This window comes from Polynucleobacter sp. UK-FUSCHL-C3 (assembly GCF_040409815.1).
Taxonomy (GTDB): domain Bacteria; phylum Pseudomonadota; class Gammaproteobacteria; order Burkholderiales; family Burkholderiaceae; genus Polynucleobacter.
Genome location: NZ_CP099959.1, coordinates 1,300,368 through 1,316,949, shown reverse-complemented (window position 1 = coordinate 1,316,949; position 16,582 = coordinate 1,300,368). Strand labels below are relative to the sequence as shown.

At 47.5% G+C, this 16,582-nt stretch carries 14 protein-coding genes and 2 tRNA genes; 6 read left to right on the top strand and 10 right to left on the bottom strand.

All coding sequences use genetic code 11. The features are described from left to right. Nucleotides 1-54: 54 nt before the first annotated feature. The 3 genes from NKE59_RS06670 to NKE59_RS06660 all read right to left on the bottom strand — a co-directional run bounded on the left by NKE59_RS06670 (nucleotide 55) and on the right by NKE59_RS06660 (nucleotide 3,809). Nucleotides 55-1,977, bottom strand: coding sequence for a TRAP transporter large permease subunit (locus NKE59_RS06670; RefSeq protein WP_353438199.1), 1,923 nt, complete (start codon nucleotides 1,975-1,977; stop codon nucleotides 55-57). A 5-nt stretch (nucleotides 1,978-1,982) separates the two neighbouring features. Beyond that, a complete protein-coding gene (locus tag NKE59_RS06665) occupies nucleotides 1,983-2,558 on the bottom strand; it encodes a TRAP transporter small permease subunit (protein ID WP_353438198.1) in 576 nt (191 codons plus the stop codon). A gap of 105 nt (nucleotides 2,559-2,663) precedes the next feature. Continuing rightward, the gene (locus tag NKE59_RS06660; protein ID WP_353438197.1) at nucleotides 2,664-3,809 is read right to left on the bottom strand and encodes a TRAP transporter substrate-binding protein; all 1,146 of its coding nucleotides are present in this window, start codon (nucleotides 3,807-3,809) and stop codon (nucleotides 2,664-2,666) included. A gap of 233 nt (nucleotides 3,810-4,042) precedes the next feature. Between NKE59_RS06660 and NKE59_RS06655 the strand changes: the two genes are divergently transcribed. Continuing rightward, nucleotides 4,043-4,133 (top strand) — tRNA-Leu (locus NKE59_RS06655). 1 nt (nucleotide 4,134) lies between these two features. On the opposite strand, the gene NKE59_RS06650 is transcribed toward NKE59_RS06655, so the two are convergent. Continuing rightward, nucleotides 4,135-4,893: a formylglycine-generating enzyme family protein gene (locus NKE59_RS06650; RefSeq protein ID WP_353438196.1), complete on the bottom strand. Its 759-nt coding sequence runs from the start codon at nucleotides 4,891-4,893 to the stop codon at nucleotides 4,135-4,137. A 92-nt stretch (nucleotides 4,894-4,985) separates the two neighbouring features. Here NKE59_RS06650 and NKE59_RS06645 point away from each other — a divergent pair, with 92 nt between their 5' ends. After that, a complete protein-coding gene (locus tag NKE59_RS06645) occupies nucleotides 4,986-5,582 on the top strand; it encodes a phospholipase D family protein (RefSeq protein WP_353438195.1) in 597 nt (198 codons plus the stop codon). Here the strand turns inward: NKE59_RS06645 and NKE59_RS06640 are convergent. Genes NKE59_RS06640 through NKE59_RS06620 form a run of 5 tightly spaced genes read right to left on the bottom strand, consistent with a single transcriptional unit; the run spans nucleotide 5,579 to nucleotide 9,786 of the window. Continuing rightward, nucleotides 5,579-5,995 carry a biopolymer transporter ExbD gene (locus NKE59_RS06640; protein WP_353438194.1) on the bottom strand — a complete coding sequence of 139 codons (417 nt, stop codon included), beginning with the start codon at nucleotides 5,993-5,995 and terminating at the stop codon, nucleotides 5,579-5,581. The genes NKE59_RS06645 and NKE59_RS06640 overlap by 4 nt on opposite strands. Before the next feature lie 2 nt (nucleotides 5,996-5,997). Beyond that, nucleotides 5,998-6,690, bottom strand: a complete 693-nt coding sequence (locus NKE59_RS06635) for a MotA/TolQ/ExbB proton channel family protein (protein ID WP_353438193.1) — start codon at nucleotides 6,688-6,690, stop codon at nucleotides 5,998-6,000. A gap of 1 nt (nucleotide 6,691) precedes the next feature. Next, complete coding sequence (locus NKE59_RS06630) at nucleotides 6,692-7,426, bottom strand: energy transducer TonB (RefSeq protein WP_353438192.1); 735 nt, start codon at nucleotides 7,424-7,426, stop codon at nucleotides 6,692-6,694. A gap of 3 nt (nucleotides 7,427-7,429) precedes the next feature. Beyond that, nucleotides 7,430-8,305, bottom strand: coding sequence for a glutamate racemase (gene murI / locus NKE59_RS06625; protein ID WP_353438191.1), 876 nt, complete (start codon nucleotides 8,303-8,305; stop codon nucleotides 7,430-7,432). Then, a complete protein-coding gene (locus NKE59_RS06620) occupies nucleotides 8,263-9,786 on the bottom strand; it encodes a fumarate hydratase (protein WP_353438190.1) in 1,524 nt (507 codons plus the stop codon). The genes murI and NKE59_RS06620 overlap by 43 nt, the downstream gene beginning before the upstream one ends. Before the next feature lie 160 nt (nucleotides 9,787-9,946). Between NKE59_RS06620 and acs the strand changes: the two genes are divergently transcribed. The 4 genes from acs to NKE59_RS06600 all read left to right on the top strand — a co-directional run bounded on the left by acs (nucleotide 9,947) and on the right by NKE59_RS06600 (nucleotide 15,569). Continuing rightward, nucleotides 9,947-11,908 carry an acetate--CoA ligase gene (acs, locus tag NKE59_RS06615; RefSeq protein WP_353438189.1) on the top strand — a complete coding sequence of 654 codons (1,962 nt, stop codon included), beginning with the start codon at nucleotides 9,947-9,949 and terminating at the stop codon, nucleotides 11,906-11,908. Nucleotides 11,909-11,966: 58 nt separating this feature from the next. Then, nucleotides 11,967-12,056, top strand: a tRNA-Ser gene (locus NKE59_RS06610). Between the two features lie 55 nt (nucleotides 12,057-12,111). Beyond that, entirely contained in the window at nucleotides 12,112-13,767 is a 1,656-nt protein-coding gene (locus NKE59_RS06605; RefSeq protein ID WP_353438188.1) for an acyl-CoA synthetase, read from the top strand. A 2-nt stretch (nucleotides 13,768-13,769) separates the two neighbouring features. After that, nucleotides 13,770-15,569, top strand: coding sequence for an acyl-CoA dehydrogenase (locus NKE59_RS06600; protein WP_353438187.1), 1,800 nt, complete (start codon nucleotides 13,770-13,772; stop codon nucleotides 15,567-15,569). Here NKE59_RS06600 and NKE59_RS06595 read toward each other — a convergent pair. After that, nucleotides 15,566-16,576 carry a phosphotransferase family protein gene (locus NKE59_RS06595; protein ID WP_353438186.1) on the bottom strand — a complete coding sequence of 337 codons (1,011 nt, stop codon included), beginning with the start codon at nucleotides 16,574-16,576 and terminating at the stop codon, nucleotides 15,566-15,568. The two genes, NKE59_RS06600 and NKE59_RS06595, sit on opposite strands and share 4 nt — an antisense overlap. Nucleotides 16,577-16,582 lie beyond the last annotated feature (6 nt).

Sequence of the window (16,582 nt, the reverse complement as noted above, 5' to 3'; positions counted from 1 at the left end):
TCTAATTCTAATAAAAAACCCCGCCGAAGCGGGGTATTTAGGGATTCGGGCGGCCTATCGATATAAAACTCCTGGTAGCCATAATCCAATTGCTGGAAACAGATACAGTAAAACGATCGCAATCACTTGGATACCCATAAATGGCAGCATACCCATAAATATTTGATTTAAAGTGACGTGCGGCGGCGCTACTCCTTTTAGGTAGAACGCAGACATTGCCACTGGGGGCGACAAGAAAGCAGTTTGTAGATTTAAGGCAACCAAGAGACCAAAGAACAATGGATTAATACCAAAGTCATCGAGTAAAGGCACGAAGATTGGCATGAAGATCACGATGATCTCGGTCCACTCTAGGGGCCAGCCCAATAAGAAAATGATCACTTGAGACAGTACTAGGAACTGGACTGGGCTAAGTCCCAGTGAAAGCACCCATTGCTCCACAAGGGTTTGACCTCCCAACAATGCAAAAGCGGCCGAGAAGATCGATGAACCCACAAACAACCAGCACACCATAGCTCCAGTCTTTGCGGTTAAGAACACGGATTCTTGAATGACCGTCTTATTGAGCTGTTTATACGCAGCAGCTAGGATTACACCGCCTATTGCCCCCATTGCCGCAGCCTCAGTTGGTGTTGCTAAACCAAAGACGATGGAACCCAATACAAACATAATTAAGACCGCAAGCGGGAAGAAGGATCCCAGTAACATCTTGAAGATCTCAAGACGAACCCACGTGAGCATGAGGTAATAAATTGCGACGATCGCACCAAAAATACCAGTCATGACCCAGAACCAAAGTGGCGCATCGACTGGCTTAGGAGGCTCTGCCGCCGCTGCTGGCTCAGCAGGCCCCGATACTTTAGCAACAGGCTTTTCATCCTCAGCGCCAGGAGGCAAAGACAGGGAAGTGCTACTGGATTCTTTCTCTGCGCCAGGAGGCTCATTTAATCCGGTACTTGAGCTACTCGAGTACTCACTCCCGCTACCAGCATTACCCATGGGCACCAAATCCATACTGATCACTTCTGCTGGCTTGGTAGCAATTTTATAGATAGAGCCTGTGAAAGCAACAAACACAATCAAAGGAATTAATGCAATGATGAGTGATTTGAGAAGTTCCTTGCCACTAACGTTGAGATTGCTTTTACCTTTGATGGCTATAAGTAATGCAGGGACTACTTTTTGACTAATCTTCTCACCAAGTTCGGTGTAGCTTAAGGGTACTGGAACCTTGCGATCCTCTTCAGCCAATGGCGGCATCAAGTTGGGCTTCAGCTTGGCCAAAATGATGACGTAAGCAATATAGAGTCCAGCTAACATAATGCCTGGAAAGAATGCGCCTGCATATAACTGCACAACTGATACGCCTGCCGTTGCGCCATAAACAATTAGGAGCACGGAGGGCGGAATCAGAATGCCTAAGCAACCACCAGCCGTAATACAGCCAGCAGAGACGCGGGTGTCATAGCCTGCTTTTAACATCGCCGGAAAAGCAAGTAAGCCCATGAGTGTTACTACCGCGCCAACAATACCGGTAGCTGTTGCAAATACGGCGCAGGTAAAGATGGTCGCGACTGCCAGTGAGCCTGGAACACGAACCAATGCTAGGTGCAAAGATTTAAAAAGCTTTTCAATTAGGTTGGCACGCTCAACCAAATAGCCCATGAACACAAACAGGGGAATGGAGATCAAGACATCGTTAGTCATAACCGCATAGGCACGTTGCACCATTAGCGCCAAGGTGTTGTCTAGGGCCAGTGCAGGGTTCTGAAAACTATAGGCGATAAAGGTAAAGATCATGCCCATACCCATTAAGGTAAAGGCAGTGGGGAAACCCAACATAATTGCCACGACTACCAGTGACAACATTAGCAGTCCCATATGACCGCTCTCAATATTTCCCCAGGGCATGAAGATGATGGTAGCTAAGACCACCAAAGCCATGATGGAGAAACCAAATAGAAGTTCCTTACGCATTTTATTTATTCCTTATCTTTGCCAACCATGGCTTTAAGTGCATCGACGTCAACTTCCTCAACGTCTTGTTCGCGTGAAGGCCACTCGCCTTGTTTGATGCAAACAATGCACCGAAAAATTTCAACTAAACCCTGAAGGAGCAAAAATACTCCAGCAATTGGAAGGATGGTTTTAAACGGATACAGAGGAGGGCCATCAGCAGTAATGGAGGAGTGCTCCAAAATTCTCCAAGAATCGGCGGCAAAACTATACCCAGCATATGCCAAAGCAACCACACCTGGGATGAAGAAAACAATATACAAAACAAGATCAAATATGGCCTGGGTACGGGGCTTCAAAAAGCCGTACAAAATATCGCCACGCACATGACCGTTCTTGGCAAGGGTGTACGCACCAGCCATCATAAACATGGTGCCGTACAACATAATTTGGGCATCAAAGGCCCAGGCGTGGGGATTATTTAAAACGTAGCGGGAGAATACTTCGTAACCAATCAAACCAGTTAGACCGACTACTAGCCACGCGAATAGATGACCGACAAATGTGGATATTCTATCGATGGTTAAAAAGAGGTTTTGCATAACGATACCTTTGACTCTTATATGAGAAATGGGATGGTTACTCAGTAACCATCCCATTGTTTTACAACTTTTTTAGCAAAAAATACCGATTAGCCTAAAAATGGCTTAGCCCTTCTTTGGTGCAGCAGGAGCTGGAGCAAAGTAGTGGTCATAGGCCATCCGACGATTAACGTTGGTGTCTAGATCCCACTTCACTGCACGTTTAGCAAAGGCTCTTTGTGAGTCCACAATCTTCTTAAAGAGTGGGTTCTCAGCCGATTTCTTCGCAACAACCTCATCAAATACTTTTAACTGATTACGCAGTACCGAGTCAGGGGTCTTGTAGAACTTAACGCCTTGCTTGGCTTGCATTTCTTCGTACGAGGAAGAATAGCGATCCACTGCTTTCCAAGACATATCGGCTGAAGAGGCTTCAACAGCGTAATCGAGGATGTTACGTAATTTAGCTGGCATTGCGTTGTACTTAGTGCCGTTAAATAGAATCTCGAACTGCTCGGCATTCTGGTGGAAGCTTTGTAACATGCAAACCTTCGAAACGTCTGGGAAGCCCAAGAGACGATCTGACGATGCGTTGTTAAATTCAGCTGCATCCAAGAGACCACGATCCATCGCAGGAATAATCTCGCCACCTGGCAATGCGTTTACAGAAACGCCCATGGCGGTGAACATGTCGATGGAGATACCAACGGTACGATACTTGAGACCTTTTAAGTCCTCAGTTTTGGTAATTGGCTTTTTAAACCAACCCAACGGCTGAGTTGGCATTGGGCCATAAACATAAGACTTCACGTTGGCGCCAACGACTTTGTAGAGTTCATCAAGCATTTCTTTGCCGCCGCCGTATTTGTGCCAAGAGAGCAACATATTGGCATCCATACCGAAGGAGGGACCAGATCCCCACAATGCGAGGGCCGCATTCTTACCGTAGTGATAAACCACCACACCGTGACCACCGTCCAAAGTACCCTTAGACACTGCGTCGAGTAATTGGAAGGCTGGGACTACGGCACCTGCTGGCAATACTTCAATTCTGAGTTCGCCACCGGTCATGTCATTTACTTTTTTAGCAAAATCGAGAGCGTACTCATGGAAAATATCTTTTGCGGGCCAAGTCGATTGGAAGCGCAATGTTTGTGGCGCTGCTTGACCTTGGGAAATCATTGGGAAGCTAAGAGCAGCTGCTCCAGCGCTACCGACTGCTGCACCTTTTAAAAACTTACGACGAGGTGCTTGTTTTTTAATTTCGGACATTCATATCTCCTGGTTAATAACGAATAAGTGCTGCATGTAAAGCAGAGGGAAATTGTAGGATTTTTAAAGTAATAGAGATATCGGGTAAACCCTTTGTTTCTATGGCTATATGGTTATTTATTACGCCCCATTTGGGGGATCATCAAAATCCTCGTGATACGATTCATGAGATCTTGGATTGTTGCAATGCATCACCATCGCATTATTCTTTATTACAATGATGGATTGCGTTTGCCCGAGTGGTGAAATCGGTAGACACAACAGATTTAAAATCTGTCGCTTTCCGCAAGGGGCGTGCCGGTTCGATTCCGGCCTCGGGCACCAGTTATTGATCGCGAACGCAACGTAAACCAATGTAGACAACCACCGTATCTTCCGGTTTGGTGGCGACATTGCTCTCTAGTTGCTGGTCTGGCCCATACCACCAGGAAGCCCCCCTTGTGATACGTTGACCACCATTCTTAGTAGAGGTCCATTCCCAGACATTGCCCCCCATATCTAATAGGCCGTTTACTCCAGCTTGGGTGGTGCCAGCCGCCACATGACCTTCGCCTCGGGTTAGGCTCCCAGCCGGAGCCAGTCCCTTGAAGTTGCCACAAGCGCTACTGAGGCAGTGTGACCCTTTGGTATTAAGGCCGTTGGGATAGGGGTAGCGTTGACCCTTCATAAAGCCCGTAGGTGGTGAAGGACGTTGCTCTAAATAAGCCGCTTCAACCCACTCTTTATCACTTGGTAGGCGTTTGCCAAAATACTGGCAAATGGCTTGGGCTTCAAAGGCATTGAGGTGAACGGCTGGTTCATTGTCTCCCGCAGGGACGCCATAGGGTGTGCGCCAAGTCCACCCCGGTTTTTTTACAAATCCCAACTCATAGGATGTGCCGCCTCCTGCTTTCTCAGCAGTGCTCTGAAAACCAGTAGCGCTGGCAAATCGTTTGACCTCCCCAATGGTCATTTCATGTTGATCCCAGAGAACTCCTTTGATCTCAACAGTGGGGATGGCCGATTTGGCAGATTGCCCATATGCATGGAATGCCAATAGCGATAGAGTAAATATGCAAAGTTTATTAATTGTGCGAATATTCATAGAATTGTAAAAAATTGACAAATAAGTAACCTAGCCATTTTTACCTAATTCAGTGCGTCTTGCACTATTGCTATTAGAGCGAATTAAGCATCATGAAAAAATCCATTCTTCTTCTGCTAAGTACCTGTTTTATAGTTCAAGTGGCAGTTGCCAATTCAGAAACAACAAAGGCTGCTAAAGAAGCGCCAAAGACAGATGCCACCATCAAAGCTGAAGTGCTCTCAGTCTTTTTTAGCCCACCTGCTGGGGCAGCCAAGGGCTTGATTCGTTATCTCGATGGCGCCAAGAAGAGTATCCAAGTAATGGCTTACAGTTTTACCTATGTAGAGATTGCAGAGGCACTTGCCCGAGCCGCCAAACGTGGGGTTGAGGTACAGGTTATTCAGGATGGACCAACGGCAGCCAATAATTTTGATGTGATCCCAATATTACTAAAGGGCGGTGTTGCACTTCGCGGTAATAAAGCCCACCGCATCTTTCACAATAAGGTGATGATTATTGATGGCGATATTGTGGTGACCGGGAGCTACAACTTTACGAATAGTGCAGAAAAGAGTAATGCGGAGAATATGATTGTGTTGCGCTCCGCTCCTTTGGCGCAACAGTACTATAAAAACTTCATCTCCCATTGGGAGCGCAGCTATCCCATTACTTCTGCGCCAGAGCGTAAAACAGCTAAACCCAATTAATCTGGTTCAGTCACAAATCCTAATTTTGTGAGGCCAGCACGCCGAGAGGCTGCTAGCACTTGAGCAACAGAATCGTAGCGCACAGATTTATCAGCCCGTAAATTAATTTCGGGTTGGGGATCTTTCTTAGCCGCTTTATCGGCATAAGTACTGAAGGTGGCTATGTCAATGGGGGTGCTGTTCCAAAAGATTTGCCCTTTGGCATCAATACTTAATTGCACAGATTCTGGCTTTACTTCATTGCGCACACTGTTTGCTTTGGGCAGTTCTACTTTGACTGCCTGCTGAATCACTGGCAAAGTAATGATGAAAATAATCAGCAGTACCAACATGACATCCACCATTGGAGTCATGTTGATCTCGGCCATTAAACCATCTTCGTTTTGATCATTCGAGAGATTGCTAAAAGACATGATTACTCCTGATCGGGAACGCGAGCACCCGTGACAAAGTAGGCGAGTAGATCGTTGGCAAATTGATTGAGATCTGCCATAACTAATTTATTGCTGCGATTGATTGCGTTGTAGCCCAAGACCGCAGGGATCGCAACCGCAAGACCAAAGGCGGTCATGATAAGGGCCTCACCAATAGGGCCGGCGACTTGATCAATCTGCGCGCTGCCCGAACTGCTAATGGCAATCAGAGCGTGATAGATGCCCCAGACTGTGCCAAATAATCCAATGAAGGGCGCGGTCGCACCGGTTGACGCCAAAAAGGTTAACCCCTTCTGGAGTTGACCTGCTGATGCATCAATTCCGTTCTTGAGACTACGTGCCATCCATTCTGAATAGTTCAGGGTTTGTAAGAGTTCGCGATGGTTTGAGCGTTGATTGAGATGATGGGCAGAGGCCTCATTAGCAGTTTTAGCTACTTTGTAAAAAGGGTTGAGTGCATGGTTGCTAAGTGAGGCAAGACCCTCATCAAACGAGCGTGCTCTCCAAAATCCATCTAGTTCATTTTTGAGACGTTTGATATTGCGCAATCCCCAAATACGGCTGATTAAGATTACCCACGTGACCACTGATAAAAACAGAAGAACGAGTGCAACAAAGTGAGTTACGAAGTCTCCCTGGGTCCAGAGGTGGTGAAGGCCAAATGCATTGTTCATATTAGGGACTCTTTAGGTTAAATTTAATCAGTAGATTAGTGGAGATTTTAGTAGGACTGCCATTAATCAGGTAGGGCTTAAAGCGATAGCGTTTACCAATTTCCATTGCGGCCCTGTCTAGCCTTGGGTAAGAGCTTGATTGCAATAGGCGGGCATCTTCAACAACCCCTGTCTCGTCAATGATAAGACGCACAACAACCTCGCCTTGCTCGCCAGCACGTTTAGAGAATGAGGGGTAGTAGGGATCTGCATCAGGTTGGTAAACCACAATCAATTTACCAATATCCGTTTGAATCGGAGTCCCACTAACTCCGCCACCCCCTGTTGAGGGCGCAACGGTCGCTGATTGAGTACTTTCACTCGATTTTGCAGAAGGGGTTGGAGGTGCTGGTGTTGGGCTACTTTGTGTGGGACTGGGCGCAGGTGTTGGTGTAGGCGTTGGAGTTTTCTCTGCCTTCTTTACCTCAGGTTTGGGAGTTGGTTTCGGAGTTGGTTTAGGAGCCTCTACCGGTATTTTGGGGGCGGGGGGCGCACTTTGCTTAGGGGGCGAAGGACTATCCGGTGGAAGCAAGTTCGCCAGGACCCGTTCATCATTCAAATAATTAGGAGGCTTTGGGGTAAGTCCAAAATTAAATGGCACGATAAAAGCCAAATGAGCCAGAACCACGAAGGCGATGATGATGCGCTCTTCCTTGGAAAAAGGAAGGTGTATACGCGATTGAGTCATGCTATTCATCAATTAGAGCTCTAATGTCTCGGTATAAATGGTGTACTGCGATAAATCACGAAGCAGTAAGCGTTGTGCCATCGTCTGTAATGTATCCGCATTGGCCGTGCTGAGCAAGCTTAACGACGGGGCATCTATGTTTGGATTAGCGCTGATCCCTTGTTGATCCATTTGCCGCACAAGTTGACGCACAACAGCATCGCTTGTATCGATTAGTTCCATCGAGTCGCCTACGATGTCTCGAATGATGTTCTTGAGAAAGGGGTAGTGAGTGCATCCAAGAACCAAGGTGTCAGCGCCGCGCTCTTGAATGGGGCCTAAATGGGAGCGTAAGAGGGCGTGCATCTCTGGGGTCTCAATCTGACCTGCTTCGATCAAAGGTACCAAACCCGCACCAGCCTGTTTAATGAATTGGCAATCTTGCGGAAGGGTTGCTAGTAAAGCATTGAACTTATCACTATTTAATGTTGCTTCAGTAGCTAGCACACCCACGACTCCATTTTGGGATTGCATCGCCGCCGGCTTAATGCCGGGCTCAACACCAATGATTGGGATATCTAGTGTGCTACGGATTGCAGCAATTGCTTCCGCTGTAGCAGTGTTACATGCCACCACGATGGCACTGCAATTTTGTTCTAATAAATAGCGACAGATTTGTAAGCTGCGTTCCGCAATCCACTCTGGCGACCTATTGCCGTAAGGAGCATTCGCGGAATCCGCAAAATAGATGTAGTTGTGGTGGGGTAACTGCTGGAGTGCCTCATCCAAAATGGATAAGCCGCCCACACCAGAGTCAAAGACACCGATTGTTACCACGGTCAACCGTTCAAGGAATTGCAGTGCATCTAAGCCACGCTGACTGGTATCTTGCCAATCTTGAGTTGCCATTCACGCGGTCCTGTTTGATGCATGGAGGTACCACTCGAATCGACTGCCACGGTGACTGGCATATCTTCGACGTCAAACTCATAGATGGCTTCCATACCAAGGTCTTGGAAGGCAAGGACTTTGGCATGCTTAATCGCTTTGGATACTAAGTAGGCGGCACCACCCACAGCCATCAGATAAGCCGAGCGATGTTTCTTGATCGACTCAATCGCAACCGGACCGCGCTCTGCTTTGCCAATCATGGCGAGTAGGCCCGTTTGCCCCAGCATGGTTTCAGTGAACTTATCCATACGCGTGGAGGTTGTTGGGCCTGCAGGACCCACAACTTCATTGCGGACTGGATCAACAGGACCCACATAATAGATCACACGATTTTTGAAGCTAACTGGTAGAGGCTCACCTTTGGACAGCATATCGGCAATTCGTTTATGAGCGGCATCACGACCCGTCAGAATCTTGCCATTGAGTAATAAGGTTTGACCGGGTTTCCAGCTCGCCACTTCTTCCGCACTTAAGTTGTTTACATCCACGCGTTTGGATTTCTTGGTATCGGCTTGCCATGAGACTGCTGGCCAATCACTAAGAGAAGGTGCTTTGAAGTGAGCAGGGCCGCTGCCATCTAAATGAAAATGAATATGGCGGGTTGCTGCACAGTTCGGAATCATCGCCACTGGTAATGACGCAGCATGTGTTGGGTAATCCATGATCTTGACATCGAGAACGGTTGCAAGGCCGCCTAAGCCTTGCGCACCAATCCCGAGTTGATTGACCTTCTCATAAATTTCTAGGCGTAACTCCTCGATACGATTCTTGGGTCCGCGTGCAATGAGTTCCTGAATATCAATCGGTGCCATCAAGGACTCTTTCGCAAGGAGTGCAGCCTTCTCAGGCGTGCCACCAATCCCAATACCAAGAATGCCGGGAGGGCACCAACCGGCCCCCATGGTTGGCACTGTCTTTAGGACCCAATCCACAATCGAATCCGATGGATTGAGCATGATCATTTTGGCTTTGTTCTCAGAACCACCCCCTTTGGCTGCGCAAATGACCTCTAGATCATCGCCAGGAACAATTTCATAATGAATGACTGCTGGAGTGTTATCGCCTGAGTTCTTGCGCTTGCCCGCAGGGTCTAATAAAACAGAACCACGTAATGTGTTCTCAGGATTCAGATAAGCACGCCGCACACCTTCATTGACCATATCGGCAACGCTCATCGTGGCGCCACTCCAATTGATATTCATGCCAACCTTTAGAAAGACCACAGCAATGCCCGTGTCCTGACAAATTGGCCGTTTACCCTCGGCGCACATTCTGCTATTGGTCAGAATTTGGGCAATCGAGTCTTTCGCAGCTTCGCCTTGCTCGAGTTCATAAGCACGGCCCATCGCCTGAATGAAATCCCGAGGATGGTAGTAGGAAATAAACTGAAAGGCATCTGCAATGCTTTGTATGAGGTCGTCTTGGCGAATGGTTGGCATAGGGTTATTTCAATAAGTGGAATGAATATGGCATTTTAAGGGTTTGCCATAGGGCAAATCAGGACTTAATTCACTTATCGTCATATGAAATAATCAAACAATTATTCTTTTGTTGTAACTATAAGTACTTAGAGAGGGTGTTATTCAAATGGAACCACTGATGAACGAGAGCCGGGTTTTCAATCCGCCCACCGATTTTGTAAAAAATGCTGCCATTTCTGGCATGGATGCCTACAACAAATTATGCGCAGAAGCCGAAAAAGATTACGAAGGATTTTGGGCGCGCTTAGCCAAAGAGCATGTTTATTGGAAGCAGCCTTTTACAAAAACACTGGATGAGTCGAAGGCACCGTTTTATAAATGGTTTGAAGATGGCACCACCAATGCTTCTTATAACTGTCTAGATCGTAATCTACAAATTGGTAATGCCAACAAGACCGCCATCATTTTTGAGTCGGATGATGGTAAAGAGACCAAGGTCACATACCAAGAACTGCATGATCGTGTTTGTCAATTAGCGAATGCCTTGCGTAAGCGCGGTATTAAAAAGGGTGACCGCGTCATCATTTATATGCCGATGTCGGTCGAGGGTGTGATGGCGATGCAAGCCTGTGCTCGGATTGGCGCAACACACTCGGTCGTGTTTGGTGGATTCTCTGCGAAGTCTTTGCAAGAGCGCATCATTGATGCGGGCGCAGTTGCCGTTATTACTGCCGATGAGCAAATGCGCGGTGGTAAGGCCTTGCCCTTGAAGACCATTGTTGATGAGGCTTTGGCATTGGGTGGTTGCGAGATCATTAAGAACGTCATTGTCTACAAGCGAACCGGTGGCAATATTCCATTTAAGGCCGGCTTGGATTCTTGGATGCATGAGATTACTGCGAACGAGGCGAAGACCTGTGATCCCGAGTGGGTGAGTGCTGAGCACCCGCTATTTATTTTGTATACCTCAGGTTCAACTGGTAAGCCAAAGGGCGTACAACATTCCACGGGTGGATATATCTTGTGGGCCATTCTTACTATGAAGTGGACCTTTGATATCAAGCCAAGCGATATCTTCTGGTGTACTGCAGATATTGGTTGGGTAACAGGGCACTCGTATATTGCCTATGGTCCTCTGGCAGTGGGCGGAACACAAATTGTCTTTGAGGGTGTACCTACATTCCCCAATGCCGGACGCTTTTGGGAGATGATCCAAAAACACAAGGCTAGCATTTTCTATACAGCACCCACAGCGATTCGTTCTTTGATAAAGGCGTCCAATACCGATCCCAATGTGCATCCCAAAAATTATGATCTGAGCTCACTGCGTTTATTAGGTTCTGTGGGTGAGCCGATTAATCCAGAGGCGTGGATGTGGTACTACGAGAACATCGGAGGCTCACGTTGCCCGATTGCCGATACATTCTGGCAGACTGAAACAGGTGGTCACATGATTAGCCCCTTGCCAGGCGCCACCCCCATGGTCCCCGGCTCTTGTACTTTGCCTCTCCCTGGCATCATGACCGCGATTGTGGATGAGACCGGCAATGACATGCCTAATGGTCAAGGGGGCATCTTAGTAGTCAAGCGTCCATGGCCATCGATGATCCGTACCATTTGGGGTGATCCCGATCGTTTTGTGAAAGCCTATTTCCCGGACGAGTTTGGGCGCAAGCTTTACTTGGCGGGTGATGGTGCAATTCGGAATAAAGATACGGGTTACTTCACGATCACGGGTCGCATCGACGACGTCTTAAATGTCTCGGGCCACCGTATGGGTACGATGGAAATTGAATCGACCTTGGTTGCTAACCCTCTGGTTGCAGAAGCTGCGGTAGTAGGGCGCCCGGATGAGATGACCGGCGAAGCGATTTGTGCCTTCGTCGTTCTTAAAGGAAAGCGGCCTGAGGGCGATGATGCCAAGAAGATTGCGGTTGAATTACGTAACTGGGTTGCAAAAGAGATCGGCCCAATTGCAAAACCAAAAGATATTCGTTTTGGAGATAACTTGCCTAAGACCCGCTCTGGCAAGATCATGCGGCGTTTATTACGTGTGATTGCAAAAGGGGAAGAGATCACACAAGATACCTCTACCCTAGAGAACCCGGCGATCTTAGACCAGCTAAAACAGCCTCTTTAACCATGCGATTAGGCTCGAAGGGCTTATCAAGCTCTTCGAACCGTATAATGATTGGTCTGGAGAGGTGGATGAGCGGTTTAAGTCACACGCCTGGAAAGCGTGCGTAGGGTTAAACCTACCGCGGGTTCGAATCCCGCCCTCTCCGCCATTAGGGTATTTTTGTAATTACTTTTTAACAAGGGACCCTTTTAGAGGCTTCATCAATGAAAAGTTCAATTTATACCCAAGGTCTTGATAAGAACTCAGCAAATTATGTAGCGCAGTCTCCCCTCACTTTTATTGAGCGTGCGGCTACGGTGTATCCCAATCGACCCGCAGTGATCCATGGCGATATTCAAAGAAATTGGGCGCAGACCTACGAGCGCTGCCGACAATTTGCATCCGCACTTACGCAACATGGCATCAAACGATTTGATACCGTCGCAGTAATGCTCCCAAATATTCCCGCAATGGTCGAGGCGCACTTTGCAGTTCCTATGACGGGTGCAGTTCTCTGCGCATTAAATACGCGCTTGGATGCCGCAGCTATTGCCTTTATGTTGGAGCATGGTGAGGCGAAAGTTGTGCTCATAGATCCGGAGTTTTCTGGGGTAATGAGCGCTGCTTTGGCAATCTTGCGCGATAAGAAATTAACTCTTCCATACGTTGTGGATGTGAGTGATGTTTTATATCAAGGCTCAGCAAAACCGATTGGTGCAATCGAGTATGAGCAATTCATCGCCTCGGGTGATTCAAAATTTCCATATCAATTACCCGAAGATGAGTGGGATTCAATTTGCTTAAATTACACCTCGGGTACTACTGGTAATCCTAAGGGAGTGGTGTATTCCCATCGTGGTGCATATACCAATGCAATCTCCAATATCTTGGAATGGGATATGCCTCGCCACCCCACTTATTTATGGGTCTTGCCACTGTTTCATTGCAATGGATGGTGTTTTCCATGGACTGTTGCTGCGCGCGCAGGTGTAAATGTTTGTTTGCGCAAAGTTGACGCCCAAAATATCTTTGAAGCAATTCGGAAACATCATGTGACCCATTACTGTGGAGCGCCGATTGTGCATAACATGTTGATTAATGCGCCCGATGAGATGAAGCAGGGTATCAACCATACCGTGAGCGCAATGGTGGCAGGCGCTGCTCCCCCGGCAGCAATGATTGAGGGAATGGAGAAGATGGGTTTTGATATTACCCATGTATATGGTTTGACCGAAACCTATGGCCCTGCAGCCGTCTGCGTAAAGCATGAGGATTGGTCTGATGTCGATGTAGGCGAGCGCGCCCGTTTGAATGCAAGACAGGGCGTGCGCTATCACCTTCAAAATGCCGCAGCAGTGATTGACCCCGAAACCATGCAGCCCGTACCTGCTGATGGCGAGACCATGGGTGAAATTATGTTCCAGGGGAATATCGCTATGAAGGGTTACTTAAAGAATGAGAAAGCAACGCAAGAAGCATTTGCGAACGGCTGGTTTCATTCAGGCGATCTTGCGGTTATGTTTCCTGATGGCTATATCAAGATTAAAGATCGCAGCAAAGACATCATCATCTCAGGAGGAGAAAATATCTCGAGTATTGAGGTGGAGGATGTGCTCTATCGTCACCCAGCAGTATTGGCTGCGGCAGTGGTGGCTAAACCTGATCCGAAGTGGGGCGAGACCCCCTGTGCTTTTATTGAACTCAAAGCGGGTGCAAATCCAACGCCACAAGAGATTGTGGAGCATTGCAAAAAGCATTTAGCTGGATTCAAGATTCCACGTGCCGTGGTCTTTGGTGAAATTCCTAAAACGGCCACAGGGAAGATTCAGAAATTTGAGCTTCGTAAACGCGCTGGCTCCGCTTCTGCTATTGACGTATAAATATGCCAGCCGATTACCGTGCCCCCCTCGCAGACATGCAATTTATTTTGCATGAACTGATTCCTTTCTCCACTATTAATAGTCTGCCGGCATATCAAGAAGTAAGCGATGATTTGGTCAATACGATTTTGGAAGAAGCCTCTAAATTTGCAGGAGAGGTCTTGGGTCCCTTGAACTGGACGGGGGACCAAGAAGGCTGTTCATACTTGGAAGGGGCGGTGAAGACCCCACAGGGTTTTAAAGCTGCTTATCAACAATATATTGAGGCCGGTTGGATTTCATTGGCTGCTAATGCTGATTTTGGCGGACAAGGGCTCCCCATTACTCTAGCCACACCCGTCAATGAGATGTGGCACTCAGCCAATATGGCATTCATGTTGTGCCCCATGTTAACTGCCGGTGCGATTGAAGCAATAGAGCATCACGCTTCTTCTGATCAGCAAGCGCTCTATTTACCACCCCTTGTTTCTGGCCAGTGGGCTGGAACCATGAACTTGACCGAGCCCTCTGCGGGATCTGATCTCTCCGCCGTGAGTTCAAAAGCGATTCCAAACGGTGACTACTATTTAATTAGCGGTACCAAGATCTTTATTACTTACGGCGAGCATGACTTTACTGAAAACATTATTCATTTAGTACTTGCACGACTGCCCGACGCGCCCCCAGGGGTCAAGGGTATATCGCTGTTCATTGTTCCTAAGTTTTTAGTGAATACCGATGGCAGTTTGGGCAAACGCAATGATGTGCAATGCGTCTCGATTGAACATAAATTAGGGATTCATGCGAGCCCGACGGCGGTAATGTCTTTCGGTGAGACTGGTGGTGCAATTGGCTATCTGGTTGGTGAAGCCAATCGTGGACTGGAGTATATGTTTACCATGATGAACAATGCGCGCTTAGCGGTTGGTTTAGAAGGCGTTGCTATTGCCGAACGCGCTTATCAGCAAGCAGCGCAGTATGCACGAGAGCGCGTGCAAGGGAAGGTCCCACAAAAAACAGATAAGCTTCCAATCTTGCACCACGCTGATGTACAGCGCATGTTGATGCTCATGAAGACGCAGACCGAAGCTATGCGGGCGCTCGCCTATATTGCCGCAGCACAATCCGATCTCTCACAAAAGCATCCAGATGCGTCTGTTCGTGATGCCAGTCAAAAGCGCGTGGATTTGCTGACCCCAATTGTGAAGGCATGGTCTACCGAGCAGGCGATTGAGATTGCCTCACTCGGAGTACAGGTGCATGGAGGTATGGGCTACATTGAAGAGACCGGTGCCGCTCAACATCTACGAGATGCACGCATCACCACGATTTATGAGGGTACCACCGGAATACAGGCAGGGGATCTATTAGGACGGAAGATTGTTCGAGATGAGGGGCAAGAGGCAAAAAGTCTTTTTAAAGAAATGCAAGCCAGCGCTATCGATCTCAAACAATCTTCCTCGGAAGAGTTGCAAACTATTGGTCATGAACTGGAGAAAGCCATTTCCGCTTTAGATCAGGCAGTGGATTGGTTATTGAAGATGCATACTAAAAATCCCCAAGCTACATTAGCAGGTGCTTACCCACTCCTTAAATGCTTTGGTATTGTGTGCGGTGGATGGCTTTTGGCCAAATCTGCATTGATTGCTTCCCATAGACTTCAAAAAAATTCAGGTGATCGCTTTGCCCAACAAAAGATTGGAAGCGCTATCTTTTATACCCATGAAGTTCTAGCGCAGGCACCTGGGCTTGTTAGCACCATTTGCTCTGGAGAGTCTGTTGCTAGGGCGATGAATGATAGCTTGGCTGATTTGTTGAACTAAGAAATACCAACACAACGCATACCAATTTCTGCTAACAGGCCTGCTTTCTGGCCATTTTCTCTTGCATCGATTGCACTGGCGTTACCATCTACCGCCCGCTGCGCAACCCCATGTAAGATGGCTGCAATACGAAAGAAGTTATACGCCATATAAAAGTTCCAATCAGAGTTTACCGTTCTGCCGGAGTTTGTTTCATACCACTCTATGTATTGTTTTTCAGTAGGAATTCCGAGCTTCACCAAATCAAGTCCACCAATACCGCGCCATAGTGATGGGGGGATTCGCCAAGCCATGCATTGATAAGAAAAATCTGCCATGGGGTGGCCTAGGGTTGAGAGTTCCCAATCAAGCACCCCGATCACTTTATTTTCTTTGTGGTCAAAGACCATGTTATCTAAACGAAAGTCACCATGCACAAGGGTCGTTTCATCATCAGCGGGAATGTGATGAGGTAACCATTCGATTAGTTTTAAAAGTGCTTCTGGAATGGGAATAGTGCTTTCGTTCACTTGGCGTGACCAACGACCTACTTGGCGACTAAAGTAATTTCCGGGTTTACCAAAACTCTCTAAACCGATTGCTTGGTAATCCACTTTATGAATCGCAGCAATCACTCGATTCATCTCATGGTAGATTGCACGTCGATCAAATTGGCTGAGATGGGGCAAGGATTGGTCATTGAATACGCGTCCGTCTAAGAAGGACATGAGAAAGAAGGGTGTGCCGATTACCGACTCGTCCTCACAGTAAGACAGCATCTTGGGTACTGGGACCTCTGTCATTGAGAGTGCTTGCATCACGCGGTATTCTCGGTCAATCGCATGGGCCGAGGGTAATAACTTGCCAGTTGGCTTCTTACGCAGCACCGCATGTTGATTGCCGGAACTGATTTTGTATGTTGGGTTGGATTGACCGCCTACCAATGGACTCACTTCTAGACCTTCAGTATCCCAGCCTAAATCTTTAAGATATAGCTCGAGCGCTTTTGTATTAAACGAGATGCTCACGCAATG